The organism is Pseudonocardia sp. NPDC046786 (assembly GCF_040645415.1).
Taxonomy (GTDB): domain Bacteria; phylum Actinomycetota; class Actinomycetes; order Mycobacteriales; family Pseudonocardiaceae; genus Pseudonocardia; species Pseudonocardia kongjuensis.
Genome location: NZ_JBEYYF010000040.1, coordinates 12,495 through 33,464 on the forward strand (window position 1 = coordinate 12,495; position 20,970 = coordinate 33,464).

The following is a 20,970-nucleotide window of genomic DNA, read 5'->3' on the forward strand; positions in this document are numbered from 1 at the left end:
GGTCGCTCAGCCCGACGACGGCCCGGTCCGGCGGGGTGCCGTCCGGCAGTGGCTGCCGGTCCCGCCGTGGCAGTGGTCGCGCCCGGCGTCCCGCCTGCGCCGGCGCCGGCGGGCGACCAGCGGCCCGTGCGGGGGGTGCACGAGCAGGTTCCCCGGACCGTCGAGCAGGCAGGTGCCGGTCGCCGCTGCGCACGGCCCCGGAGGCCGCCCGCGCAGCAGGGCGAGCACCCGCCGGCCGGCCCGGCGGCAGCTGGCGCCGGTGTGCCGGACGACGCGGCCGGCCGCGGCGGCCAGGGCGACCAGGCAGCCGGCGAGCTGCGGGACGTCCCGCTCGTCGTGCCAGTAGGTGTTGTGGCCGCGGTCGGCGGTGTCGTCCGGCTCGTCCGCCCAGCCCATGTTCACGGCGTGCACCCGGTGCGGAGGAGATCCATGGTGGTCCTTCCGGGACTCGGTGTGGCAGGCGGTCGCGGAGGACCGGAGGCGGGGTGCGCGCAGCGGTGCCCCGGCCGGTGAGACACGGCGGCGCGCCGATCCTCACGGCGGCGCGCCGACCGGATCCGTGACAGGTGGGCACGGCTCAGCCGTGGTCGGCGGGCACCGGGGTGCGTGCTGCGACCGGGAGGTGGATCCGCCGCCCGCGCCGGTCGAAGGCGTGCAGCGACCGGGCGTCGAAACCGACCGGCATCCGCGCGTTCACCGGTGGCCGGTCGTGCGGCCCGAGCCGGACCCGGAACAGCGCGCGGCGCGGGGGCCGGTCGAGCGGGGTGAGCACGTCACCGCCGTCCGGTTCGCCGCCGCCGTGCGGATCGATCCCGCCCGCGCCGGTGTCGAGCACGGCGTAGACACCGCCCGGACGCTGCTCGACACCCTGCACCACACCGGTGAGCACGAACCCGGACCCGCCGGGGAGCACCGCGTCCGGCCGGACGCCGAGCACGATGCGCTCCCCGTGGAAGCGCGCGATCGACCGGGACCACAGGTCGTTCCAGGGTATCCAGTGGTTCTGCCGCCCGATCGTCAGCATGACGTGCCGGTCCTGCTCGGCCTGCACGCCCGCCTCGACGAGGTTCATCGGCGGATCGCCCAGCGCGACCGCGCCGAGCACGGTGCCGGGCCGGTCGGCGAGATCCCGCGGGGTACCGGCGTCGCGCAGCCGGCCGCCGTGCAGCAGCGCGACCCGGTCGGCGATACCGGCGGCCTCGGCCGGATCGGCGGTCGCGTACAGGATGGTCCGGCGCTCGGCGCGGAACTGGCGGAGGACCTCGCGCAGCACCGCCTCGGTCTCCTCGTCGACGCCGGCCAGCGGCTCGTCGAGCAGCAGCATCCGCGGGCGCCGGGCCAGCGCGGTGGCCACGGCGACCCGCCTGCGCTGTCCGGCGGACAGGCCGTCCAGCGGGTAGGGGAGCAGGTCGCCGACGTGCAGCCGCTCGGCCAGCTCGGCGATGTGGTAGGTCCGGGTCCAGGTGCCGACGCCGGCGACCTGCATCGGGCGGCCGATGTGCTCGGCGACGGTGCGCCGCCGGGTGGTGTCGCGCCGGGTGTCGACGAGGGCGGCGGGCCGGTTCCGGGCCCGGAACCGGGAGCAGGCGGTGCCGTCGATCAGCACCGAGCCGGTCGCGGGGGCGAGCTCACCCGAGCCCAGCCGCAGGACGGACGACTTGCCGCTGCCCGGCGGGCCGAGCAGCGCGACGATCTCGCCGTCGCCCACCTCGAACGTCACGTCCACCAGGGCAACGGTCCCGTTCGGGTATCGCGCGCCCGCGCCGCGGAACGACAGTGTCGGCATGCGTTGTCCAGAGCCCCGTTCCCGCTTCTCGTCGCACCGGCGTGCGATTCCGGGAAGCTAGGAGATCGGAGATCAGGGAACTGCGGATCTTTACCATTTCTTAAGGAGACAACGGCCGGAACGGCGGGTTGCACGATGCTCGTACACGAGCGGCCGAATTCGCAAGATAGTTGACGAAATCATTTCGGGCGGGGGACGGCGGGGCGGGCCAGCGGATGCAGATCCCAGCCCGCGAGCCCGCTGCCGGGCGCGCGCCAGGCGTGCCGCACGGCGGCGGTGTGCACGAACAGCGGCCCGGGCAGGTCGTCCGGATCGGCCCAGCGCCAGGCGTCGACGGCGTGCGGCTCGGTGACCGTGAGCAGCGCACCGGCCGGGGCGGCGACGTGCACCGCGAACGTCACCCCGCTGCCGGCGGTCCGCACGCACACCGCGAACAGCGTTCCCCGCGCGGCGACGACGCCGGTCTCCTCGGCCAGCTCGCGCAGCGCGGCGGCCACCGGCGTCTCGCCGCCCTCGAGGTGGCCGCCGGGGAACGACCAGCTCGGCTCCTCGCCGGCGGTGACCCGGTGGCCGATCGCGATCCGGCCGTCGTCGCGCTCCAGTACGACGCCGACCCCGGACACCGGGCGCGGGAGATCCATGCGGACGAATCTGGCATGCCGGAGGATCCTGGTCGGCATGGACCCCGCAGCGCTCGACGCCGAACGGGCCCGGGTGGACGGCCGGCTCGCCTCGCTGCGCCACGAGCTGGCCTCGCTCGCCGAGGAACAGGCGCTCACCAGCCACGACGACGAGCACGATCCGGAGGGCGTCACGATCGCCGTGCAGCGGGCGCAGCTGCAGGGCCTGCTCGCCGCCGCGGAGCGGGACCGGGCCGAGCTCGACGACGCCTCCCGGCGGCTCGCCGACGGCAGCTACGGCGTCTGCGCGGAGTGCGGCGGCCCGATCGCGTCGGAACGCCTGGAGGCGCTGCCCGCGGCCCGCACCTGCATCGGCTGCGCCGACCGCCGGCGCCCCCGGTCCCGGCGCTGACCCGCGGATCGTCAGGTAACCGTCAGGGTGACCTCACCACCCTGTCACGATCTCCAGGGGAACCTGGGGGCATGCCCGACTCCCCACCCGCCGGTGACCGCGCGCGCTTCGTCCGTCGCAGGCTGTTGCAGGGGCTCGGGGCGAGTGCGCTGGCCGGGGTGCTGCTCGCCGGGATGCTGGCGCCGGTCGCCGTCGCGACGGCGGTGGTGACCGAGGAGATCACCGGCGTCGCCGACGAGGCCACCAGCGCCCGGCTCGGCGACGGGCGGATGGGCGCCACGTCGGTGCTGCTCGACGCCGCGGGCGAGCCGTTCGCGCACCTCTACGACCAGCACCGGGAGCCGGTCGGGCCGGACGGCATCGCGGACACGATGACCGCCGCGATCGTCGCCATCGAGGACCGCCGGTTCTACGAGCACGACGGCGTCGACTGGTACGGGATGGGCCGGGCGCTGATCAGCAACGCGGCAGGCGGCTCCGCACTGGACGGGCAGGGCGCCTCCACGCTGACGATGCAGTACGTCAAGAACTACCGGCTCAACGTGCTCGCCTCCACACCGGAGGAGGAGCGCGCGGCGACCGCGAACACCCCGGCCCGCAAGCTCGCCGAGGTGCGGCTGGCGCACCAGGTCGAGGCGGTGCTGGACAAGGAGGAGATCCTCGCCGGCTATCTCGACCTGATCTACTTCGGCCGCGGCGCCTACGGCGTGCAGAACGCGGCCCGCACCTGGTTCGGGACGACCGCCGACCGGCTCACCGTCCCGCAGGCCGCGCTGCTGGCCGGGATGATCCAGGCCCCCGAGCGGTTCGACCCGCTGAACAACCCGGAGGCCGCGCATAACCGCCGGGACACGGTGATCTCCGCGATGGTCGATGTCGGCTCGATCACCCCGGCCCAGGCCGAGCAGGCCCGCGCCACCCCGGTCGAGGTCCGCCCGGACGCCGGCGTCCCCGCCCAGGGCTGTGCCGGCGCCCGCGAGGGCACCGGCCACTTCTGCCAGGCCGTCGTCGAGGCGCTCGACGCCGCCGGCCTGGAGGCGGGCGTGCTGCGCAACGGCGGGTACACGATCCGCACCACCCTCGATCCGCGGGCCACCGAGGAGGCACTGACCGCGGTCCGCCGGACCGGCGGCGCCGAGGGCTCGTCGTCGGTCGCGAACGTCGCCGCGCTGGTGCAGCCGGGCACCGGCCGGGTCGACGCGCTCGTCTCCAGCAGCGAGTACGGCTTCGACGCCGACGCCGGCGAGACCGCCTACCCGCTCGCCACCCTGCCGCTGCACGGCGCCGGCTCGGTCTACAAGGTGTTCACCGCGGCGGCCGCGCTGGAGAGCGGGATCGTCACCCCGGACAGCATGCTGGACAACCCGGCGAGTTACACCTCGCGCAACTTCCGCAACGGCACGGCGCCCTACACCGTCGCGAACTACGGCAACTCCGGCAGCGGCCCGATGACCCTGCGGCAGGCGCTCGCCAGCTCGCCGAACACCCCGTTCGTCGAGCTCACCGACCGGATCGGGTCGCTGCAGCCGGTGGTCGACATGGCGTGGCGGCTCGGGCTCCGGCAGACCCTGGAGGCGCCCACCCGCGACGGCGGCACCGTCGGCGAGGCGGTGATCGCCCAGCGCCGGGCGTCGTTCACCCTCGGCCCGGAGGGCACCAGCCCGCTGGAGCTGGCGACCGTCGGCGCCACCATCGCCTCCGGCGGGGTGCACTGCACGCCGCTGTTCGTGGAGTCGGTAACCGACCGGGACGGCGGCGACGTCGCGCTCCCGGGCCCGCGCTGCGACCGGGTGATCGACGAGTCGGTGGCCCGCGACCTGGTCACCGCACTGTCCGGGGACGCGACCTCCGGCACCGCCGCGGGCGCGGCCGCCGCGGTGGGCTGGAACCGGCAGGTGATCGCCAAGACCGGGACCACCCAGAACTACGCCTCGGCCGCGTTCATCGGGGCCACGGGCGACCGGGCCGGCTCGGTGATGACGCTGCCGACCGGGACGCCGCGCCCGGTGTGCACCGGCCCGCTGCGCACCTGCGGGTCCGGCAACCTCACCGGCGGGGCGGTGCCGGCGCGGGCCTGGTTCGCGATGGTCTCCGCCCTCGACGGCGGCGCCGGGGCCACCCCGCTGCCCGGGACCGCCGCGGGGACCTGACCGGCCGGCCGGGCCGTCCGTCCGGCGCGGGACCCGGCCGCCGGACGGTGATCGGCGGCTCGCCCGGCGCGTGCGGTACGGACCGGTCCACCCGGGACCACCGGTCCACCCGGGACGGCGACGGGCGTGAGCCGTCGCCGTCCCCGGTCGCGGACGGGTACCCGTCCGCGGTGGGCCGTAGCGGCGGGGCCGTGCGCGACCGCTCCCCAGAAGCCGCGCACTACACCGCCGATCACCCGTCCCCGATTCTGCCCCCGGCAGCTCCCGGCCGGGGACACCGATCGCGATCGTCAGCCAACCGTCAGGCATCTCCGCCCTGGTCAGGGCGGGTGTCCGGAGCAGTTCCGGAGTGGGTCGGGGTCGAGGTGGGGGCCGGGGTCGGGGTGGCCGACGGGGTCGGCGCGTCCTCCGGCAGGTCGTCCGGCCGGACGCTCACGGTCGGCGCGGGCGACGGCGCCTCCGTGGCCGGGCCGTAGGGCTCCGGCTCGTCCTCCAGGGTCACCCCGCACCCGCCCAGCGCGACCGCCAGCCCGACGGCGAGCACCACCACGACGCGTCTCATGCCGCCACCCCCGGAAGCTCCACCACGACCCGGGCACCGCCGCCGGGCCGGTCCTCGATCCACACCGATCCGTCGTGCCTGCGGACGTGCGCCGCCACCAGCGACAGTCCGAGCCCGGTGCCGCCGCCGTCGCCGCGGCTGCCCGCCCGGGCACCCCGGGAGAACCGCTCGAACACTTCGGCCCGCTTCCCGGCGGGCACTCCCGGCCCGGCGTCGTCGACCTCGATCCGGCCGCGGCCCTCCCGCGCCGACACCCCGACCCGCACGGCGCCGCCGCCGTGCGCGTCGGCGTTGTCGAGCAGGTTGCCGAGGATCTGGTCGATACGGCGCCGGTCCGCGCGCACCGTCACCGGCTCCGGCGCGTCGATCTCCGGCGGCTCCCCGCCGCGCACCCCGACGATCCCGCGCACGAGCTCCCCCAGCTCCCACGGCTCGCGCTCCAGGGTGTCGCTGCGGGAGATCTCCAGCAGGTCGAGCACCATCCGGCGGAACCGCTGGATGTCGCCGTCGAGCAGGTCCACCGCCTGCTGCGCGGTCGGCGGCAGCTCGGAGCGCCTGCGCCGCAGCACAGCGACCGCGTTCACCAGCGTGGTCAGCGGCGAGCGCAGCTCGTGGCTGACGTCGGCGGCGAAACGCGCGTCCCGGGCCACCCGCTGCTCCAGCGCGTCGGCGGTCCGGTTGAAGGTCGCGACCAGTGGCGCGAGTTCGGCGTCGGAGCTGCCCGGCAGCCGGGCGGCGAGATCGCCACCGGCGACCCGGCCGGCGGCCTCGGTCAGCTCGGTCAGCGGCTGCAGCGCCCGCCGGCCCGCCCAGTGCCCGAGCCCGAGCCCGAGCACTGTGCTGACCGCCACGCCGATGATCAGCACCGAGCTCAGGAACCGCAGGTTGGCGTCCAGCAGCTGCAGCGGGAAGACCTCGACGAACACCGTCTCGCCGGGCATCGGGGCGGCGACGACCAGGCTGGGCATCCCCTCGACCAGCATCCGCTGCCGGGCGCCGATCCCGGACCGGGCCATGTCCAGCAACGGCTTCGGCAGCTCGGAGACGTCGATGTCGCGGCCGCTGGTGATCCAGTTGCCGTCGTGCCGGAGGGCGACGGTGGTGTTCGGGGTGCCGGCCAGCCCGGTGAGCAGGTCGTCCAGCCCGTCGGACTCGGGACTGGCGGAGATCGCCCGCTCGACCAGCCGGACGTTCACCTCGACCTGCCGGGTCGCGCCCTCCACCCGCTGCTCGACCAGGTAGTAGGACGCCAGGTTCCAGGTGACGGTGGCGAACAGGCCGGTCACCACCAGCGACACCAGCGCGAACGCGGCCCCGACCCGGTGCCGCAGCGGCAGGCGGTCCAGCACCGACCGGCGGGGTGCGCCGGGAGGGGTCATCCGCGCCAGCCGGGCACCGGCTCCGAGTCCGGGACGGCCGGTTCGGGCCTGCGCTCGACCCGGCCGGCCTTGTAACCGGCCCCGCGCACGGTGAGCACCACGGTGGGCCGGTCCGGATCGGCCTCGACCTTGCGCCGCAACCGGCGGACGTGCACGTCCAGCAGCCGGGTGTCGCCGTGGTACTCGTAGCCCCAGACCCGGGACAGCAGCTCGTCGCGGGTGACGATCCGGCCCGCGGCCGCCGCCAGCTCGGCGAGCAGCCGGAACTCGGTGCGGGTCAGGTGCACCGGATCGCCGGCGCGCAGCACGACGCCCTCGTCGGGGCGCAGCTCGACGTCGCCGAGCAGCAACCGGCGCGGCGTGGCCGGGGCCGGCCTGCGGCGCCGCAGCAGGGCCCGGATCCGGGCCGCCAGCTCGCCTGCGACCAGCGGCTTCGTCACGTAGTCGTCGGCGCCGGCCTCGAGCCCGGCGATGACGTCGGCGGAGTCGGACCGCGCGGTCACCATGATGATCGGCAGGTCGCCCGCGTCGCGCAGCCTGCGGCAGACGGTGAGCCCGTCGATCCCGGGCAGCATCAGGTCCAGCAGCACCAGGTCGATGTCGGGCGCGCCGGCCCGGGCGAGGGCGTCCTCGCCGGTGTGCACCGCGTCGACGTCGAAGCCCTCGTCGTCCAGGGCGAGCCCGAGCGCCTGCCCGATGCGCACGTCGTCGTCCACGATCAGCACCCGGGTCCGGGAACCGACTCCGCCCTGTGCCACCTCGAGCTCGACCATGATGACCCCGATTCCACCCGATCGCCGACGTGAGGTCGAACCGCTGGGTCCGCCCGCGACGATCGTCAGCTGATCGTAAGCAGCGGGCGGTCGACGTGCACCCCACGCGAACGGGTCAGCTGCCGCACCGCCAGCAGCGTTGCGGGCCGGTGCGTCCCTGCTCCGGCGACGGCACGGCGCCGCACTCCGGGCAGAGCCGGTCCAGCCAGCACACCGGGTCCCCGATCTCCTCCGCGGAGTGCTCGGGGTCCCGGCGGGCCGGTGCCGTCTCGGACATGCCGCCATCGGACCACCGCGCGGCGCCGCCGTCCAGCCGCGGGGGCACCGCCGTCCAGCCGCGGGGCGGCGGCTCAGCGCGGCGCGCGCGCCACCAGGACCGAGTTCACCACGTCGGTGCGCGGGTGCACCTCCAGCAGCACGTCCAGGCCGGGCAGGTCGGCCGGGTGCACCTCCGGGTAGAGCAGGGTCCGCAGGCCTGTCGCGGTGCGCACGAGCAGCGTCGTCCCCGGGCCCGCGACGGCCGCGAGCCGGGTGGTGATCGCCTCCTTGGCGGCGGCGTCCGCGCCGACCAGCGCGCCCAGCAGAACGAGATCGGCCCGGCCGATCTCGTCCACCAGGTCCGCGGACAGCGTCGCGGACGACAGGTCCGCGACCAGGCTGCCGGTCCGGGCCCCGACGGCCCCGGCGACCGAGGTGCCCGCCTCCAACGCGATCGGGTCCCGGTCGACGTGCAGCACCTCGGCACCGTGCCGGGTGGCGAGCACCAGCCCGGTGAGCGGCAGCGGCCCGGACCCGAGCACGACGACCCGGCGCGGCAGATCCAGCCCGACCGCGGCGAGCGCGGCGATCTCGAGGCGCACCAGGTCGAGGTAGTTCCCCAGGTAGGGGAATCGTTCGAGCTCGGCGGCCGGGTCGGCGGCGCCGGCGATCCGGTCCGCCCAGTACTGCTCCATCAGGCCCTCGCCCGCCGAGCTCAGCCCGCGCAGCCGGTCGACGTGCGCCGCCACGCGCTCGAGGACCGCGCCGGTACAGCCCGCCGGCGGATGGCAGCAGAGCCGCACCAGCTCGCCGAACGCGGCGTCCACCACCGGACCGGGCCGCAGGTCGGTCCGCTCCAGCTCCTCGCACAGCGCGACCAGCCGCTCGGCGGTGGTGATGGCGGCACCGCCGGCGTCCCGCGGCGCGCGGGGCGCCGGGAACCCGATGGCAGTGATCGCTTGGCTCCTCTGCGTAGTCACGTTGATCGACAGTAACCAATGACAATCGTTATGCATGTCGGTCGACCGGGTGGCCGATAAACCTGAGCATCTGCTCCAGAACCAGGATAGCGTCGGGCCGGACACCGCCGGACAGGGAGGACGGACACATGTGGGGATGGCTCGCACTGGCGATCGGGGCCGAGGTGACGGCCACCATGTCGCTGCGGGCGTCGCAGGGTTTCAGCAGGCTGCTGCCGTCACTGGTCACCGTCGCCGGCTACGGCCTGGCATTCTGGGCGCTGGCCCAGGCGCTCACCCGGGGGATGGCGCTCGGCGTCGCCTACGGGGTGTGGGCCGCGGCCGGGGTCGCGATCGTCGCGCTGCTCGGGGTGCTGTTCCTCGGCGAGTCGCTGACCTGGGTGCAGGTCGGCGGGATCGTGCTGGTCATCGGTGGCGTGCTGGCGCTGGAGATGGGCGGATCGGCGGCGCATGCCTGAGCCCGCCGACGGCCGGCTGCGCAAGGGCGAGCGCCGCCGCCGCGCGCTGCTCGACGCGACGCTGCGGCTGGTCGGCCGGGACGGGACGGGCGCGGTCACCCAGCGCGCCGTGGCGGCGGAGGCGCAGGTGCCGCCGAGCGCGGTGCTCTACTACTTCGCCTCGGTCGACGAGCTGCTGGTGTCCGCGCTGGCCACGGTCAACGACCGCTACATCGACCGGCTGGCCGGTGTGCGCACCGTCGCCGAGCTGGTCGTGGCGCTCGGGGAGTGGGGCAGCAGGCACGACCTGTCGCTCACGGTCGCCGAGTACGAGCTGCTGCTGTTCGCCGCCCGCCGCCCGGACCTGGCGCACGAGCTGCGGCGCTGGGACGACGCGCTGGCGGCGGCCGCCGTCCGGCTACTGCCCGACGACCCGCAGCGGCGGCCGCTGCTGGTGGCCTGCGTGAACGGCCTCTGCCTGTCCGCCGCGCTGGGCGCGTCGGACGACCCGTCGGTGCTGCTGCGGATCTGACGCCACCGACGGCTCAGGCGAACGGCTCCAGCGGCGAGTCCAGCCAGCCGGCGTCGATCCCGAACCAGTCGCTCACCAGCCCGAACACGTCGAGCAGCCACAGCGTGACCAGCACCACGGCGCCGGTCGCGGCGAACAGCAGCAGCCGGACGACGATGTGCTGCTGCTTCTGCCAGTCGTTCCACCGGTCGTAGTGCCTGCGGGCGAAGTGCAGCAGCCGGCGCGCCCCCTCGAACTCCGAGGCCAGCACCGCCAGCCCGGTGAACACGACGAGCCAGCCGGGGCCGGGGTAGGGGATCAGGATGATGCCGACGATCACGATCAGCGTGCCGAGCCCCCCGATGCTCCAGCGCCAGCAGCGGTCCACGACCGGGCGGTGCCGCAATCCGTCGCGGAAGCCGCGGTAGCGGGTGTGCGCGCCGTGGTAGCGGGCACGCCAGCCGCGAACCGGCGGGGCGGCGGGCCGGTCGGCGGACGGGCGGGCGGAGGAGCCCTGGTCGGGTGCGCTGCCCGGGGGCCGACCGTCGCTCATGGCCAGCATGGTTGCAGATGTTCATCCCCGGCTCCTGCTGCGGGCGGATACCGTGGGCCTCATGAACACGGTTCCCACCGGCGAGCGCCATTCGGAGTCCGTGGAGAACTACCTGAAGACCATTTTCCTGCTGGGGGAGCGGTGGGAAGGCTCGGTGGGCATCTCCGCGCTGGCCGAGCGGCTGCAGGTGTCGTCGCCGTCGGCGTCGGGGATGGTGCGCAAGCTGGTCGAGACCGGGCTGGTCGATCACGCGCGCTACGCCGGGATCACCCTCACCCCGGTAGGCCGGGCGTCCGCGCTGGCCGTGGTCCGGCGCCACCGGCTGATCGAGATGTTCCTGGTGACCGAGCTGGACCTGGCCTGGGACGAGGTGCACGAGGAGGCCGAGGCGCTGGAGCACGCCGTCTCCGACCGCCTGCTGGACCGGATCGACGACCGGCTCGGCCATCCCCGCTACGACCCGCACGGCGATCCGATCCCCGGCCGGGACGGCGAGCTGCCCGAGGTGCTCGCCCGCCGGTTGCCCGATCTCCGCTTCGGCGAGGGCGGCGAGCTGGTCCGGGTCGACGACACCGATCCCGAGGTGCTGCGCTTCCTCGACGCGCACGACGTGCGGCTCGGCGACCGGGTGCAGCTGGCGGCGCGCAAGCCGTTCGACGGCCCGTTCGTGGTGCGGCTGCAGCGCAACGGCGACGGGCGGGACGACACCGACGAGGAATGGGGCCCGTCGCTGGCCCGCGCGCTGTGGGTGGGATCGGGCGAACCGGCCTGACGCCCGTGACGTCGGTGGGGCCGGGGGAATCGCGTCCCCCGGCCCCACCGGCCGGTCAGCTCCGGTCGCCGGGACCGGACGCCCGCCCCGGATCGTCCCCGCCGTCCGACGGGGACGACGTGGCGAACTCGGCGACGGCCGTCTCGCACATCAGCGGATCGGACCCGGTCCGCTGCCCGGCGGGCCGGTCGTCGTCCGGGCCGGGCTCGGCCCGGCTGGTGCTGCGGCGCAGCGAGTCCAGCGGCGAGGGCTCCGGCGGCAGCGCCACCACGAACTTCTCGTCGCGCAGTGCCGTGGACAGGCCGATCGCCATCAGGATCAGCACGATGCCCAGCGGGAGCCCGGCCACGATCGCCGCGGTCTGCAGCGCGGACAGCGCGTCCGCCCCGGTCGCCGCGCCCGCGGCCAGCAGCACCGCGGCGATCACACCCTCCAGCACCGCCCAGAACAGCCGCTGCTGCCAGCGCGGGTTCGGGTCGCCGCCGTTGGTCAGTATGTCGACGACGAGCGAGCCGGAGTCCGAGGACGTCGCGAAGAACAGCACCACCACGAACACCGTCAGGACGGACGCCAGCGTGATCAGGATCTGGGCGACCGGCAGCTGGGCCAGCAGCACGTAGATCGCGGTCTCCGGGGCCGCGGTCGCCAGCGGGTGGTCCGGGTCGTTCTGCACGAGCTCCAGCGCGCTGTTGCCGAAGACGGTCAGCCACACCATGGAGGCGCCGACCGGGGCGAACAGGCAGCCGGCCACGAACTGCCGGATGGTGCGGCCGTAGGAGATCCGGGCCAGGAACATGCCGACGAACGGCGACCAGGAGATCCACCAGCCCCAGTAGAAGAGCGTCCAGCCGCTCTGCCACTCGGCCGCAGTGCCGTTGCCGCCGTCCGGGAAGGTCTGGAAGCTCAGCCCGGGGACCTCCTGGACGTAGCTGCCCATGTTCGCGGCGAGGCTGTTGAGCAGGTCGCGGGTCGGCCCGAAGAAGAACACGAACAGCATCAGCGCGAGCGCGAGCCACAGGTTCAGCAGGGCCAGCCGCCGGATGCCCTTGTCCAGGCCGAGCATCAGCGAGGCGATCGCGACGGCGGTGATCCCCAGGATCAGCAGCACCTGCAGCGTGGTGGTGTTCTCCCAGCCGAACAGCACGTCCAGCCCGGCGGCGACCTGCTGGGCACCGATGCCGAGCGAGGTGGCCAGGCCGAACAGTGTGCCGAACACGGCGAGCACGTCGACCAGGTAGCCCGGCCAGCCGTTGATCCGCTCCTTGAGCAGCGGGTAGAGCGCGGCGGCCGGGCGCAGCGGCAGGCCGCGGCGGAACGCGAAGTAGCCCAGCGACAGGCCGAGCACGATGTAGATCGCCCACGGGTGCAGGCCCCAGTGGAAGAACGTGTAGAGCATCGAGTCGCGGGCCGCCTCCGGTGAGCTCGGCTCACCGGTCGGCGGTGCGGTGAAGTGCGAGATCGGTTCCGACACCGCGTAGAACACCAGGCCGATACCCATGCCCGCGGTGAACAGCATCGCGAACCACGAGGTGTTCCCGTACTCCGGCGTGGAGTCCGACGGCCCCAGCTTCACCCGGCCGTACCGGGACATCATGAGGAACAGGACGAAGATCAGGAACCCGGTGGCGGAGAAGATGTACAGCCAGCCGAGCGTGTCGGTGATCCAGGTGTTGACGGCCCCGGCCACCTCGCCCAGCGACGTCGGCGAGATCACCCCCCACAGCACGAAGGCCACGGCCAGCACGGCCGAGCTGATGAACACGGGTGGGCTGGTGTGCTCTCGGAAATATCGACGAATCAACTCATTTCCCCCCATACCGCTCGGATCGACACGATGACGACCACGGTCACGATTCAGACCTTTGCGTCATATCGCAGGCACTGTAGGTCCACTCGGAGCATCCGCACAGCACGGGGCGCGCTCCGGTGGCCGGTGCCACCGCCGCGACCTACCCTGAAGACCCATCGCGTCCGCGCCGGACCCTGACGAGGAGTGCCGTGCTGGAGGACCGTCCCGCCCGTCCGCTGGACCAGCGTGAGCTGCGGGTGCTGGACGAGATCTCGGCGGCGACGCTGCGCGACGACCCCGGTCTGGTGCACCGGCTGCACGGTGTCGAGGGGAACACGCACCCGCCCGCGGCACAGACCGGGACGCCGCTCGCCTGGCCGCTCGTGCTGGGGGTGATGACGGTCGCCGTGCTCTACGCGCTGGTGATCGTCGCGCTCCCGCCGGTGCTGGCCCTGGCCGTGGTGCTCGGCGTGCAGCTGGTGCTGGTGCCGGCCGGCTGCCTGTACTGGGCCCGCCGGCGCGGCGAGCTCTGAGCCCCGGGCCGCCGGCCCGGGAGCGGTCCCGGCGCCCGGCCCGGGAGCGGTCCGGCGCACACGGACGGGCCCGGTCCCGCGGATGCGGAACCGGGCCCGGGTGCGTCAGGCGCTGTGCATGGGACTCAGCGCATGGGACCAGCGCATGGGACTCAGCGCGTGGCGTCGGCCGCGTCGGCCTCGGTGCCGGAGTCCGCCGAGCGCAGCGAGCCGTCCGAGCTCTCCAGGTGGGCGCGCACGAACCACTGGAACTGCTCCAGCTCGCCGGACTGCGCGATCAGCATGTCCTGGGTGACCGGGTCGAGCGTCTCCAGCTTCTCGATCTGGGTGCGGTGGTCGGTGATGACCCCGGTGTAGACGAGGTCCAGCGCCCCGAGGTGCGCAATCGCCTCGTCCCGGCCGATCGAGTAGTCGTCCCAGGTGCGGTCGCGCACGAGCGCCCCGGGGGTGCCGTCCGGCGAGCCGCCGAGGGTGGCGATCCGCTCGGCGACGTCGTCGACCATGCCGCGCACACTGTCGACCTGCGGGTCGAGCATCTCGTGCACCGCGATGAAGTTCGGGCCCACCACGTTCCAGTGCACGTGCTTGAGGGTCAGCTGGAGGTCGTTGAGCGCGTGCAGGCGGTTCTGCAGCAGCGCGACGACCTGCTCGGCGTCGCCCCGCTCGAGTCCGGGAACGGTGTAGCGGATGGTGGCCATGATGGATCGCTGTCCTTCCGTGTGGTGATCGTGTGCAGGGCGGGTCTCAGGAGGCCGCGGGACGCTCGTCGTACGGTTCCACCGGCTGCTCGGCGAGGTGCACGCCGTCGCCGTCGGGGGTCTCGTCGACGGGTGTGTCGCTCTGCTCCGTCGGGACCGGACCGGTCTCGCGGCGGGTCGCGTCGGACGTCGTCATGGGATCCGGGTACCCGCTCGGCGCGGGTTCATGTACGGCACCGCGATCCCGGTTCCGACGGGTGCGCCGCCGGTTGCCGTGGTAGTTGTGAGGGCAACGACCAGACAAGGAGGGTGGATGTCGACCGAACTCACCCCGCACGGCCTGCACCACGTCACGGCGGTGGCCGGTGATCCGCAGCGGAACGTGGACTTCTACGTGACAGTGCTGGGGCTGCGGCTGGTGAAGCGGACGGTCAACTTCGACGCGCCGCAGGTCTACCACGTCTATTACGGCGACGGCGGCGGCAACCCGGCCACGCTGCTCACCTTCTTCCCGTGGCCGGACGTGCGACCGGGCCGTACCGGCGCGGGGCTCACCACGGCGACCTCGTTCGCCGTCCCGCCGGAGTCGCTGGGCTGGTGGCAGGGCCGGCTCACCGGTCTGGGCGTCCCGGTCGACGGGCCGGTCACCCGGGACGACGAGGAGGTGCTGACCCTGCGCGACCCGGACGGCCTGGTCGTCGAGCTGGTCGCGGCCCCCGGCGACCACCGTTCCGGCTGGGACGGCTCCGGCCACGTCCCGGCCGAGCACGCCGTCCGCGGGCTGCACGCGGTGACCCTGTCGGAGGCCGACGCCGAGCCGACCCACCGGATGCTGGCCGAGCTCGGGATGAGCCACGCCGGCGGCGACGGGCCGCGCTCCCGGTTCCGCGCGGACGGTCCGGCCGCGACCGCGGTGGACGTGCTGGACGGGGTGGACGGCCGCGGGCTGCAGGCCGGCGGCACCGTGCACCACATCGCGTTCCGGGTGCCGGACGGGGAGACCCAGCAGCGCTGGCGCGACGAGCTCGTCGCCCGCGGTCTCGAGGTGACCGAGATCCTCGACCGGCGGTACTTCACGTCGATCTACTTCCGGGAGCCCGGCGGCGTGCTGTTCGAGCTCGCCACCGACGGCCCCGGCTTCACCGTCGACGAGCCGCTGCTCGAGCTCGGCCGGTCGCTGCGGCTGCCGCCGTGGCTGGAACCCGATCGCGCCTCGATCGAGGCGAACCTGCCCGCACTGACGGCCGGGGACTGAGCCCCGGTCAGGTGTCGTGCCGCTCCGCGCGGTCCGCCGGGTGCTCGCCGGTGAGGTGTTCCCAGGTGCTGGTGATGCGGAGCAGCCGGTCCAGCGCGCGGCCGCGGTTGTCCAGGCGCAGCGCGATCCCGGCCGCCGCGGTGCGCCGGCGCAGCATCAGCAGCGCCGACAGGCCGTAGGAGTCGCAGAACCCCAGTCCGGCGCAGTCCAGCCGGAGCTCGTGCGGATCGGCGACGGCCTGCAGCGCGGCGTCGGCGGCGTCGGCCAGCTCGTCGGAGGTGTCGTAGTCGAGATCGCCGGAGAGCGCGACCAGCGCGACCCCCGGTCGTGGCTCGGAGTGGGGCACGTCCGGTCCTCGTTCGTCGTTCATGCCGGCCTCCCGGCACCGTGCGGGTCGCCGTCGCGGGCGGCGGCGGTCACCGCCAGCAGGTCCGACGCCCTGGGGAAGTCGCGCAGCTCCTCGCCCAGCAGGTCGAGGACCGGGGGCAGCACGTGCGGCGGCACCGACCGGGCGGACAGCACCGAGGCCGTCCAGTCCAGGAACCCGGTGAACAGCTCCGGATCGCCGGTGTAGAGCGCGACGGCCAGGAAGTCGACGATGTGGCGGACGTCCTCGGCGGTGCGCAGCAGCTGCGCGTCGTCGTAGTGCGCCATCTCGGGGATCCGGCCGGACAGGCCCTCGACGACGGCGGCGACCAGCCCGGGCGCGTTCCGGTCGACCAGGGTGAACTCCTGGTCGGACAGGTGCGGCAGGTCGTCGGTCGGCTGGGCGTGCGGGCGGGCCGGTACCGGCAGGCCGCCGGCCAGTGTCTCCGCGGCGGCCCGCGCGTCGGGCGCCCAGGCGTCGGCCGCGAGCAGCCGGGCGTACCGGCCGTCCGGTCCGAACGCGGCCCCGCCGACGATCACCGGGACGCCCGCGGCCTGGCAGGCCGAGATCGTGGCGTGCGCGGTCGGCAGCCGGGTGGCGATCGACGACGACAGCGCCACCGCGTCCGGCCCGGTCCGGTGCAGGTGGGTGATCAGGTGCGCCGACGGGACCTGGGCACCGAGGTAGTCGACGTCGAAGCCGCGCAGCCGGAGCACCTCGGCCAGCAGCCGGGCCGGGAGCGCGTGCCACTCGCCGTCGACGCAGGCGACGGTGATCCGGCCGCGGCCGCCGGGGCTGCGGGGGGTGGACAGCGCGAGGGTGCCGATCACCCGGTCGTTGATGGCCGTCGCGGCGTGCTCCTGGGCCACCGAGATGCGGTTCGCGGCCCAGTCCTCGCCGACCGACGCCTGCACCACCCCGATCACCTCGAGCAGCACCGTCTCCGCGTCGATCCCGTCGTGCAGGGCGTCCACGACGACGTCGACCGCGGTGTACTCGTCCCCGCGCAGCACCGCGTCCCGCAGCAGCGCGGTGCAGCGGACGACCGGATCCGGATGCCCGCTCATGCGGTGTACCGGCCGCGACCGTGCCCACCCACCGCCGACAGGTGACGCCCGCGGGGGGCGGTGACGGCGAGCAGGGCCATGTCGTCGTGCGCGTTGCGGCCGACCCACTCGGCGGCGACCATCTGGATCCGCTCGACGAGGGCCTCGGCGGGCAGGCCGGCGCACTCGCCGGCCACCCGCTGCAGGCGCTGCTCGCCGAACTGGTCGTGGCCCATCGGGCCGCCGCGGGCCTCGGTGATGCCGTCGGTGTAGAGCAGGCAGGTCTCGCCCGGGGCGAGCCGGGTCTCGTGGGTGGTCGCCGCGACGGCGGGGAGCACCCCGACCAGGGTGCCCCGGGTGTCGGCCTCCTCGACCCGGCCGTCCGCCCGCACGATCAGCGGCGGCGGGTGGCCCGCGGCGGTGAGCCGCAGCCGGACGTCCGCCCCGTCGCGGGTCACCGACGCCAGCACCATCGTCACGAACCGGGTGTGGTCCTCGCTGAGCAGGGCGTCGTTGAGCAGGTCGAGCAGGCGGCCGTGGTCGTCGGCCATCGGGAGCAGTGCGTGCAGCGTGCTGCGGATCTTCCCGGTCAGCACGGCCGCCTCCAGGCCCTTGCCGCAGACGTCGCCGAGCACGGCGAGGGTCCGGGCGGCCCCGTCGGCGGTGGGCGCGCAGGGGTGCACGTCGTAGAAGTCGCCGCCGACCCGGTCGCCGTCCTCGGCGGGCCGGTAGCCGCCGGCGAACTCGACGCCGGCGATCTGCTCCAGGCGCGGTGGCAGCAGGTCGCGCATCAGGGTCTCGGTGACGGACGCCTGCTGGGCGAACATCCGGGCGGCGGACATCGCCAGACCGGACCGGGCGGCGAACTCGCGGGCGGTCGTCTCCTCGCCCTCGCTGAACGGGCCGGAACCGGCGCGGCGCAGCAGCACCAGCGCCCCGGCCGGGATGCCGTGGCCCGGCAGCGGGGTGATGACGATCGAGCCGGCCGCGCCGATCCCGGACGGCACCAGCCAGGCCGGGGCTGCGGCCGGGTCGATCCAGCGCGACGGGACGGGCGGGAAGCCCTGCAGCGCCTCGGCCAGGCCGGGCACCTCGTCCGGATCGAGCCGGGTGGTCGCCGACTGCACCGGGCCGCCGCCCGCGACGGCGCTGACGACCCGGTACTGACGGCGGCCCGCCGGGGAGAGGACGACCGCGGCGTCGGCGAGCACGTCGACCGCCAGCCCGGCGGTCACCTCCATGCACCGCTGCAGGTTCAGCGAGCCGAGCAGTGCGGCGGACGCCTCGGACAGGAAGGTCGCCCTGGCCTGCTCGATCCGCAGCTCGTCGCGGACCGACCGGACGTCGGTGACGTCGACCAGCCACCAGGTGACCGAGCCGTCGTCGTGCGATGTGGGGGTGGCCTCGATGGCGCGGCCGTCCACCACGTCGGCGAAGCCGGCCGGACCGGCGGCCACGTGGGCGCTGTGCAGCCACGGCGCGACCCGGTCCAGCGGCTCACCGGTCCGCAGCGTCGGCACCAGGACCAGCGCCGCGTCGTTGATCTCGAGCACGGTCCCGTCGGCGCGCACGGTCAGTGCGGCGCAGGGGGCACCCGTCCACCGGGGGTCGGCCACCCGGGCCGGCCCGCCGGTGGTCTGCTGGATCTCCGTCACGTCGGGTACCGGTCTCCCTGCTGTTCGTGGCGTGTTCCGGGTTCGGAAGGGGGTACCGCACCGTACCGTCCGCGCGGCCCTCCCGGAGGTCACGGTCCGGCCGCACGGTGCGCGGCCGGACCGTGGGATCACGCGTGTGTGCTGCCCCGGCCGGTGAGTTCCTGCCAGGCGCGACGCCGCTCGGCGAGATCGCGGATCGACCCGACCTCGGCGAGCAGGCGGCGCTGCTCGTCGGTGCCGCCGCCGGAGGCGACCAGCCGTTCGGTCTCGGCGAGCGACCCGGCGGCCTCGATGTCCGCCGAGCCGTGCGGGAGCCGCTGGTCGCGGTCCTCGTCACCCTCGGCGTCCACCGGATGCCGCTGCTCGTCGGAGTACGGATTGTCCGACGGGAGCCGTCCGGTGAACCGGCCGTAGCCGCCGAGCGTCAGCAGGACCAGCCCGGCCAGCAGGCTGAACACGACGTTCGGCATCCGGAACGACAGGATGTTGTACGGCGTCCCGATGAGCAGGACGTTGACCACGCCGGACAGCATGAACAGCGCGCCGACGGTCACGCTCACCGTGGACGCCATCCGGCCGCCGCGCACCGCGGCCGCCACCAGCACGGTGCCGACCACCAGCGAGACCGCGGACAGCAGGTTGTTGGTGGTCATGCCGAACAGCGGTGCGCCGGTGGTGGAGAAGAAGTCGAGGTTGTTCGTGATTCCGAGCCCCCCGAACACCCAGAGGGTGACACCGATCAGCGCGCTGCTGACCCGGTGCAGGCCGTTCAGCAGACGCGGGTCGGACCCGAGCGATGGCATGCAGTTCCTCCGATACTGATCGAGCGGGGCTCTTCCGGATATCCCCTCGCCAGGCCGGTCAAACCCGGCGGCGGGCCGGGCCTCAGCGCGCTCTCAGGTCCGCCGGGCACTGTCGGTCGGGTAACGGCGGCGGAGGACGCCCGCCGGGGGAGGACCCATGACGCTGCTCGACGTGATCGTGCTGATCGTGCTGCTCGCCGCCGCGGTCGGCGGGTTCCGCAGGCTCGGCGGGGTGGCTCGGGCCGGGAGCCTGCTCGGCCTGGTCGTCGGCGCCGGTGTCGGTGCCGCCTGGGGCTCGCAGCTCGCCGGATTCGGGGCCACCCCGGGCTCGGCCTGGCTGTGGGGGCTGCTCGGCATCCTCGGCGGCCTGCTGCTGGGCTCGCTGGTGGGGAGGTTCCTCGGCGGCCTGGTCAGCAGGCTGCTCGCCGGTGCCCGGCTGTCGTTCCTGGACCGCGTGGTCGGGGCCGTCACCGGCGGGGTGGCCGCCCTGCTGGTGATGTGGCTGGTGTCCTGGGTCGTCCCGGCGCTGGTCGACCCGGCCGCACTGGCCCCGGTGGGCTCGCTGGTCGACGCGCTCGGCGGGGGCAGCCGGATCCTGAGCTCGGTCGGCGAGGTGTTCCCGGCGACGACGTCCGCGGTGCGGGACGCGGTGGACGCGGCCCGGCCGCCGGCCGGCTGAGATCGGGGAGTGCTCCCCGCCGGATCGCGACGCGCATTCGCCCCCGACGCGCTGCGGGAGCCGGCGAGGAGCACTCACCCGGTCAACGCGCCGGACCCCGGCGCGGATACCCCCCTGATGCGGTGACGGCACCGACGGTCGGCCACCCGCAGCGACCGGAGCTCCGTCCCGGCCGGCCGGGACGGGGCCGCTGCCGGGGCCGGGCCGGCGGCGCCGCCCTGTTCAGTGCGGGGTCGCCACCCGTCCGGGAGGTCCGCCGCCACCGCGCGATCCCGGTGCCGGGGTGCGGACGGCGGGGAGCCGCCGATACCCGGGGTGCCCGGGCGCTACCGATCCGGCGATCCGGCCGTTCCGCCGGGCAACGGGCCTGGTCGGGGCACCCGATCCAGGGCCGATGCGACGACCCCGACCGTCGAGAACACCACGCGGACACCGTCCCGCAGCCGTGAAGTGCTCGGCGTCACAGAAGTCCGGGGATCCCCGAATTCGCTTGTGAGGGCCGCTCGGGAACCGTGCAGCCGGTCCTCGCATGCCGGTTGACCTGCGAGGACACCTGCCGTTCGACACGAGGACCCCCCGGTTTGACCATGCCGGACACCGTGCCGTAACTTCTTCCCTGTCAGCGAGTGAGCCGGACAGAACGGGCCGCAGAGCCCGGTCAACAGGCCCCGTTGGCCAGATGGTCCCCCCGGTGGATGTCCGAGTTTCTCGGGTGTTTATGGTGGTGGGGTCAAGGCGATCCGCCTTCGGATCCGGTGGTGTGGTGCGGGTGTCTTTTGAGAACTCAACAGTGTGTCGAGCTATTTATTGTTTTGGCGTTTTTATGCCAGTTTGTTTTGCCATGGTTCGGTCGACCCCGTCGATGGATCGTGGTGTTTGTCAGGGTTTTGTTGGAGAGTTTGATCCTGGCTCAGGACGAACGCTGGCGGCGTGCTTAACACATGCAAGTCGA

The 20,970-nt window shown here is 74.3% G+C and carries 24 protein-coding genes and 1 rRNA gene; 9 read left to right on the top strand and 16 right to left on the bottom strand.

Annotation, left to right across the window (positions count from 1 at the left end; genetic code table 11):
• Window positions 1–6: 6 nt before the first annotated feature.
• The 3 genes from ABZ881_RS29445 to ABZ881_RS29455 all read right to left on the bottom strand — a co-directional run bounded on the left by ABZ881_RS29445 (window position 7) and on the right by ABZ881_RS29455 (window position 2,427).
• Window positions 7–411, bottom strand: coding sequence for a hypothetical protein (locus ABZ881_RS29445; RefSeq protein ID WP_358489079.1), 405 nt, complete (start codon window positions 409–411; stop codon window positions 7–9).
• Between the two features lie 166 nt (window positions 412–577).
• Entirely contained in the window at window positions 578–1,720 is a 1,143-nt protein-coding gene (locus ABZ881_RS29450) for an ABC transporter ATP-binding protein (protein ID WP_358489082.1), read from the bottom strand.
• 245 nt (window positions 1,721–1,965) lie between these two features.
• Window positions 1,966–2,427, bottom strand: a complete 462-nt coding sequence (locus ABZ881_RS29455) for an NUDIX domain-containing protein (protein WP_358489084.1) — start codon at window positions 2,425–2,427, stop codon at window positions 1,966–1,968.
• A gap of 37 nt (window positions 2,428–2,464) precedes the next feature.
• Here ABZ881_RS29455 and ABZ881_RS29460 point away from each other — a divergent pair, with 37 nt between their 5' ends.
• Both ABZ881_RS29460 and ABZ881_RS29465 read left to right on the top strand, forming a co-directional pair.
• On the top strand, window positions 2,465–2,818 hold the full coding sequence (locus ABZ881_RS29460) for a TraR/DksA C4-type zinc finger protein (protein ID WP_358489087.1): 354 nt from the start codon (window positions 2,465–2,467) through the stop codon (window positions 2,816–2,818).
• 71 nt (window positions 2,819–2,889) lie between these two features.
• Window positions 2,890–4,968 (top strand): transglycosylase domain-containing protein, encoded by a 2,079-nt coding sequence (locus ABZ881_RS29465; RefSeq protein ID WP_358489088.1) that lies wholly within the window; start codon window positions 2,890–2,892, stop codon window positions 4,966–4,968.
• A 301-nt stretch (window positions 4,969–5,269) separates the two neighbouring features.
• Here the strand turns inward: ABZ881_RS29465 and ABZ881_RS29470 are convergent, their stop codons facing one another.
• From ABZ881_RS29470 to ABZ881_RS29490, 5 genes are all read right to left on the bottom strand, one after another.
• Window positions 5,270–5,530 carry a hypothetical protein gene (locus ABZ881_RS29470; protein WP_358489090.1) on the bottom strand — a complete coding sequence of 87 codons (261 nt, stop codon included), beginning with the start codon at window positions 5,528–5,530 and terminating at the stop codon, window positions 5,270–5,272.
• On the bottom strand, window positions 5,527–6,909 hold the full coding sequence (locus tag ABZ881_RS29475; protein ID WP_358489092.1) for a HAMP domain-containing sensor histidine kinase: 1,383 nt from the start codon (window positions 6,907–6,909) through the stop codon (window positions 5,527–5,529). The genes ABZ881_RS29470 and ABZ881_RS29475 overlap by 4 nt, the downstream gene beginning before the upstream one ends.
• On the bottom strand, window positions 6,906–7,682 hold the full coding sequence (locus ABZ881_RS29480) for a response regulator transcription factor (RefSeq protein ID WP_358489095.1): 777 nt from the start codon (window positions 7,680–7,682) through the stop codon (window positions 6,906–6,908). The genes ABZ881_RS29475 and ABZ881_RS29480 overlap by 4 nt, the downstream gene beginning before the upstream one ends.
• A 115-nt stretch (window positions 7,683–7,797) precedes the next feature.
• The gene (locus ABZ881_RS29485; protein ID WP_358489097.1) at window positions 7,798–7,959 is read right to left on the bottom strand and encodes a hypothetical protein; all 162 of its coding nucleotides are present in this window, start codon (window positions 7,957–7,959) and stop codon (window positions 7,798–7,800) included.
• Window positions 7,960–8,032: 73 nt separating this feature from the next.
• Window positions 8,033–8,920 carry a nicotianamine synthase family protein gene (locus ABZ881_RS29490; RefSeq protein ID WP_358489098.1) on the bottom strand — a complete coding sequence of 296 codons (888 nt, stop codon included), beginning with the start codon at window positions 8,918–8,920 and terminating at the stop codon, window positions 8,033–8,035.
• Between the two features lie 128 nt (window positions 8,921–9,048).
• Between ABZ881_RS29490 and ABZ881_RS29495 the strand changes: the two genes are divergently transcribed.
• Together ABZ881_RS29495 and ABZ881_RS29500 are read left to right on the top strand one after the other, a co-directional pair.
• A complete protein-coding gene (locus tag ABZ881_RS29495; protein WP_344024736.1) occupies window positions 9,049–9,378 on the top strand; it encodes a multidrug efflux SMR transporter in 330 nt (109 codons plus the stop codon).
• A complete protein-coding gene (locus ABZ881_RS29500; RefSeq protein ID WP_358489101.1) occupies window positions 9,371–9,889 on the top strand; it encodes a TetR family transcriptional regulator in 519 nt (172 codons plus the stop codon). The genes ABZ881_RS29495 and ABZ881_RS29500 overlap by 8 nt, the downstream gene beginning before the upstream one ends.
• A gap of 13 nt (window positions 9,890–9,902) precedes the next feature.
• Here the strand turns inward: ABZ881_RS29500 and ABZ881_RS29505 are convergent, their stop codons facing one another.
• Window positions 9,903–10,421 (bottom strand): TIGR02611 family protein, encoded by a 519-nt coding sequence (locus ABZ881_RS29505; RefSeq protein WP_358489102.1) that lies wholly within the window; start codon window positions 10,419–10,421, stop codon window positions 9,903–9,905.
• 61 nt (window positions 10,422–10,482) lie between these two features.
• On the opposite strand from ABZ881_RS29505, the gene ABZ881_RS29510 reads away from it, so the two are divergent.
• A complete protein-coding gene (locus tag ABZ881_RS29510) occupies window positions 10,483–11,193 on the top strand; it encodes a metal-dependent transcriptional regulator (RefSeq protein WP_358489105.1) in 711 nt (236 codons plus the stop codon).
• Between the two features lie 55 nt (window positions 11,194–11,248).
• Here the strand turns inward: ABZ881_RS29510 and ABZ881_RS29515 are convergent, their stop codons facing one another.
• Window positions 11,249–12,955 (bottom strand): BCCT family transporter, encoded by a 1,707-nt coding sequence (locus tag ABZ881_RS29515; protein ID WP_358489107.1) that lies wholly within the window; start codon window positions 12,953–12,955, stop codon window positions 11,249–11,251.
• A 236-nt stretch (window positions 12,956–13,191) separates the two neighbouring features.
• Here ABZ881_RS29515 and ABZ881_RS29520 point away from each other — a divergent pair, with 236 nt between their 5' ends.
• Window positions 13,192–13,515 (top strand): DUF3040 domain-containing protein, encoded by a 324-nt coding sequence (locus ABZ881_RS29520; RefSeq protein ID WP_344024726.1) that lies wholly within the window; start codon window positions 13,192–13,194, stop codon window positions 13,513–13,515.
• A gap of 152 nt (window positions 13,516–13,667) precedes the next feature.
• Here ABZ881_RS29520 and ABZ881_RS29525 read toward each other — a convergent pair whose 3' ends face one another.
• Together ABZ881_RS29525 and ABZ881_RS29530 are read right to left on the bottom strand one after the other, a co-directional pair.
• Window positions 13,668–14,213: a DNA starvation/stationary phase protection protein gene (locus ABZ881_RS29525; protein ID WP_358489109.1), complete on the bottom strand. Its 546-nt coding sequence runs from the start codon at window positions 14,211–14,213 to the stop codon at window positions 13,668–13,670.
• Window positions 14,214–14,259: 46 nt separating this feature from the next.
• Window positions 14,260–14,409, bottom strand: a complete 150-nt coding sequence (locus ABZ881_RS29530) for a hypothetical protein (protein ID WP_358489111.1) — start codon at window positions 14,407–14,409, stop codon at window positions 14,260–14,262.
• A gap of 117 nt (window positions 14,410–14,526) precedes the next feature.
• On the opposite strand from ABZ881_RS29530, the gene ABZ881_RS29535 reads away from it, so the two are divergent.
• Window positions 14,527–15,468, top strand: a complete 942-nt coding sequence (locus tag ABZ881_RS29535; RefSeq protein WP_358489114.1) for a ring-cleaving dioxygenase — start codon at window positions 14,527–14,529, stop codon at window positions 15,466–15,468.
• Between the two features lie 7 nt (window positions 15,469–15,475).
• Here ABZ881_RS29535 and ABZ881_RS29540 read toward each other — a convergent pair whose 3' ends face one another.
• The 4 genes from ABZ881_RS29540 to ABZ881_RS29555 form a co-directional block, all read right to left on the bottom strand.
• Window positions 15,476–15,838: an STAS domain-containing protein gene (locus tag ABZ881_RS29540; RefSeq protein ID WP_358489116.1), complete on the bottom strand. Its 363-nt coding sequence runs from the start codon at window positions 15,836–15,838 to the stop codon at window positions 15,476–15,478.
• Window positions 15,835–16,902 carry a cobalamin-dependent protein gene (locus ABZ881_RS29545; RefSeq protein WP_358489118.1) on the bottom strand — a complete coding sequence of 356 codons (1,068 nt, stop codon included), beginning with the start codon at window positions 16,900–16,902 and terminating at the stop codon, window positions 15,835–15,837. The genes ABZ881_RS29540 and ABZ881_RS29545 overlap by 4 nt, the downstream gene beginning before the upstream one ends.
• Window positions 16,899–18,536, bottom strand: coding sequence for a GAF domain-containing SpoIIE family protein phosphatase (locus ABZ881_RS29550; RefSeq protein WP_358489120.1), 1,638 nt, complete (start codon window positions 18,534–18,536; stop codon window positions 16,899–16,901). The genes ABZ881_RS29545 and ABZ881_RS29550 overlap by 4 nt, the downstream gene beginning before the upstream one ends.
• Window positions 18,537–18,664: 128 nt before the next feature.
• Window positions 18,665–19,339, bottom strand: coding sequence for a DUF4383 domain-containing protein (locus ABZ881_RS29555; RefSeq protein WP_358489123.1), 675 nt, complete (start codon window positions 19,337–19,339; stop codon window positions 18,665–18,667).
• Window positions 19,340–19,496: 157 nt separating this feature from the next.
• Between ABZ881_RS29555 and ABZ881_RS29560 the strand changes: the two genes are divergently transcribed.
• Both ABZ881_RS29560 and ABZ881_RS29565 read left to right on the top strand, forming a co-directional pair.
• Window positions 19,497–20,018 (top strand): CvpA family protein, encoded by a 522-nt coding sequence (locus tag ABZ881_RS29560; RefSeq protein WP_344024712.1) that lies wholly within the window; start codon window positions 19,497–19,499, stop codon window positions 20,016–20,018.
• An 887-nt stretch (window positions 20,019–20,905) separates the two neighbouring features.
• Window positions 20,906–20,970: ribosomal RNA gene (locus tag ABZ881_RS29565) — 16S ribosomal RNA — on the top strand; the annotation flags it as partial.

What these genes read in the sequence shown, in the direction of transcription:
- ABZ881_RS29455 (WP_358489084.1), bottom strand. Translation starts at nt 2,427, where the DNA reads ATGGATCTCCCGCGCCCGGTGTCCGGGGTCGGCGTCGTACTGGAGCGC.
- ABZ881_RS29460 (WP_358489087.1), top strand. Translation starts at nt 2,465, where the DNA reads ATGGACCCCGCAGCGCTCGACGCCGAACGGGCCCGGGTGGACGGCCGG.
- ABZ881_RS29465 (WP_358489088.1), top strand. Translation starts at nt 2,890, where the DNA reads ATGCCCGACTCCCCACCCGCCGGTGACCGCGCGCGCTTCGTCCGTCGC.
- ABZ881_RS29470 (WP_358489090.1), bottom strand. Translation starts at nt 5,530, where the DNA reads ATGAGACGCGTCGTGGTGGTGCTCGCCGTCGGGCTGGCGGTCGCGCTG.
- ABZ881_RS29475 (WP_358489092.1), bottom strand. Translation starts at nt 6,909, where the DNA reads ATGACCCCTCCCGGCGCACCCCGCCGGTCGGTGCTGGACCGCCTGCCG.
- ABZ881_RS29480 (WP_358489095.1), bottom strand. Translation starts at nt 7,682, where the DNA reads ATGGTCGAGCTCGAGGTGGCACAGGGCGGAGTCGGTTCCCGGACCCGG.
- ABZ881_RS29485 (WP_358489097.1), bottom strand. Translation starts at nt 7,959, where the DNA reads ATGTCCGAGACGGCACCGGCCCGCCGGGACCCCGAGCACTCCGCGGAG.
- ABZ881_RS29495 (WP_344024736.1), top strand. Translation starts at nt 9,049, where the DNA reads ATGTGGGGATGGCTCGCACTGGCGATCGGGGCCGAGGTGACGGCCACC.
- ABZ881_RS29500 (WP_358489101.1), top strand. Translation starts at nt 9,371, where the DNA reads ATGCCTGAGCCCGCCGACGGCCGGCTGCGCAAGGGCGAGCGCCGCCGC.
- ABZ881_RS29505 (WP_358489102.1), bottom strand. Translation starts at nt 10,421, where the DNA reads ATGAGCGACGGTCGGCCCCCGGGCAGCGCACCCGACCAGGGCTCCTCC.
- ABZ881_RS29510 (WP_358489105.1), top strand. Translation starts at nt 10,483, where the DNA reads ATGAACACGGTTCCCACCGGCGAGCGCCATTCGGAGTCCGTGGAGAAC.
- ABZ881_RS29525 (WP_358489109.1), bottom strand. Translation starts at nt 14,213, where the DNA reads ATGGCCACCATCCGCTACACCGTTCCCGGACTCGAGCGGGGCGACGCC.
- ABZ881_RS29530 (WP_358489111.1), bottom strand. Translation starts at nt 14,409, where the DNA reads ATGACGACGTCCGACGCGACCCGCCGCGAGACCGGTCCGGTCCCGACG.
- ABZ881_RS29535 (WP_358489114.1), top strand. Translation starts at nt 14,527, where the DNA reads ATGTCGACCGAACTCACCCCGCACGGCCTGCACCACGTCACGGCGGTG.
- ABZ881_RS29540 (WP_358489116.1), bottom strand. Translation starts at nt 15,838, where the DNA reads ATGAACGACGAACGAGGACCGGACGTGCCCCACTCCGAGCCACGACCG.
- ABZ881_RS29545 (WP_358489118.1), bottom strand. Translation starts at nt 16,902, where the DNA reads ATGAGCGGGCATCCGGATCCGGTCGTCCGCTGCACCGCGCTGCTGCGG.
- ABZ881_RS29555 (WP_358489123.1), bottom strand. Translation starts at nt 19,339, where the DNA reads ATGCCATCGCTCGGGTCCGACCCGCGTCTGCTGAACGGCCTGCACCGG.
- ABZ881_RS29560 (WP_344024712.1), top strand. Translation starts at nt 19,497, where the DNA reads ATGACGCTGCTCGACGTGATCGTGCTGATCGTGCTGCTCGCCGCCGCG.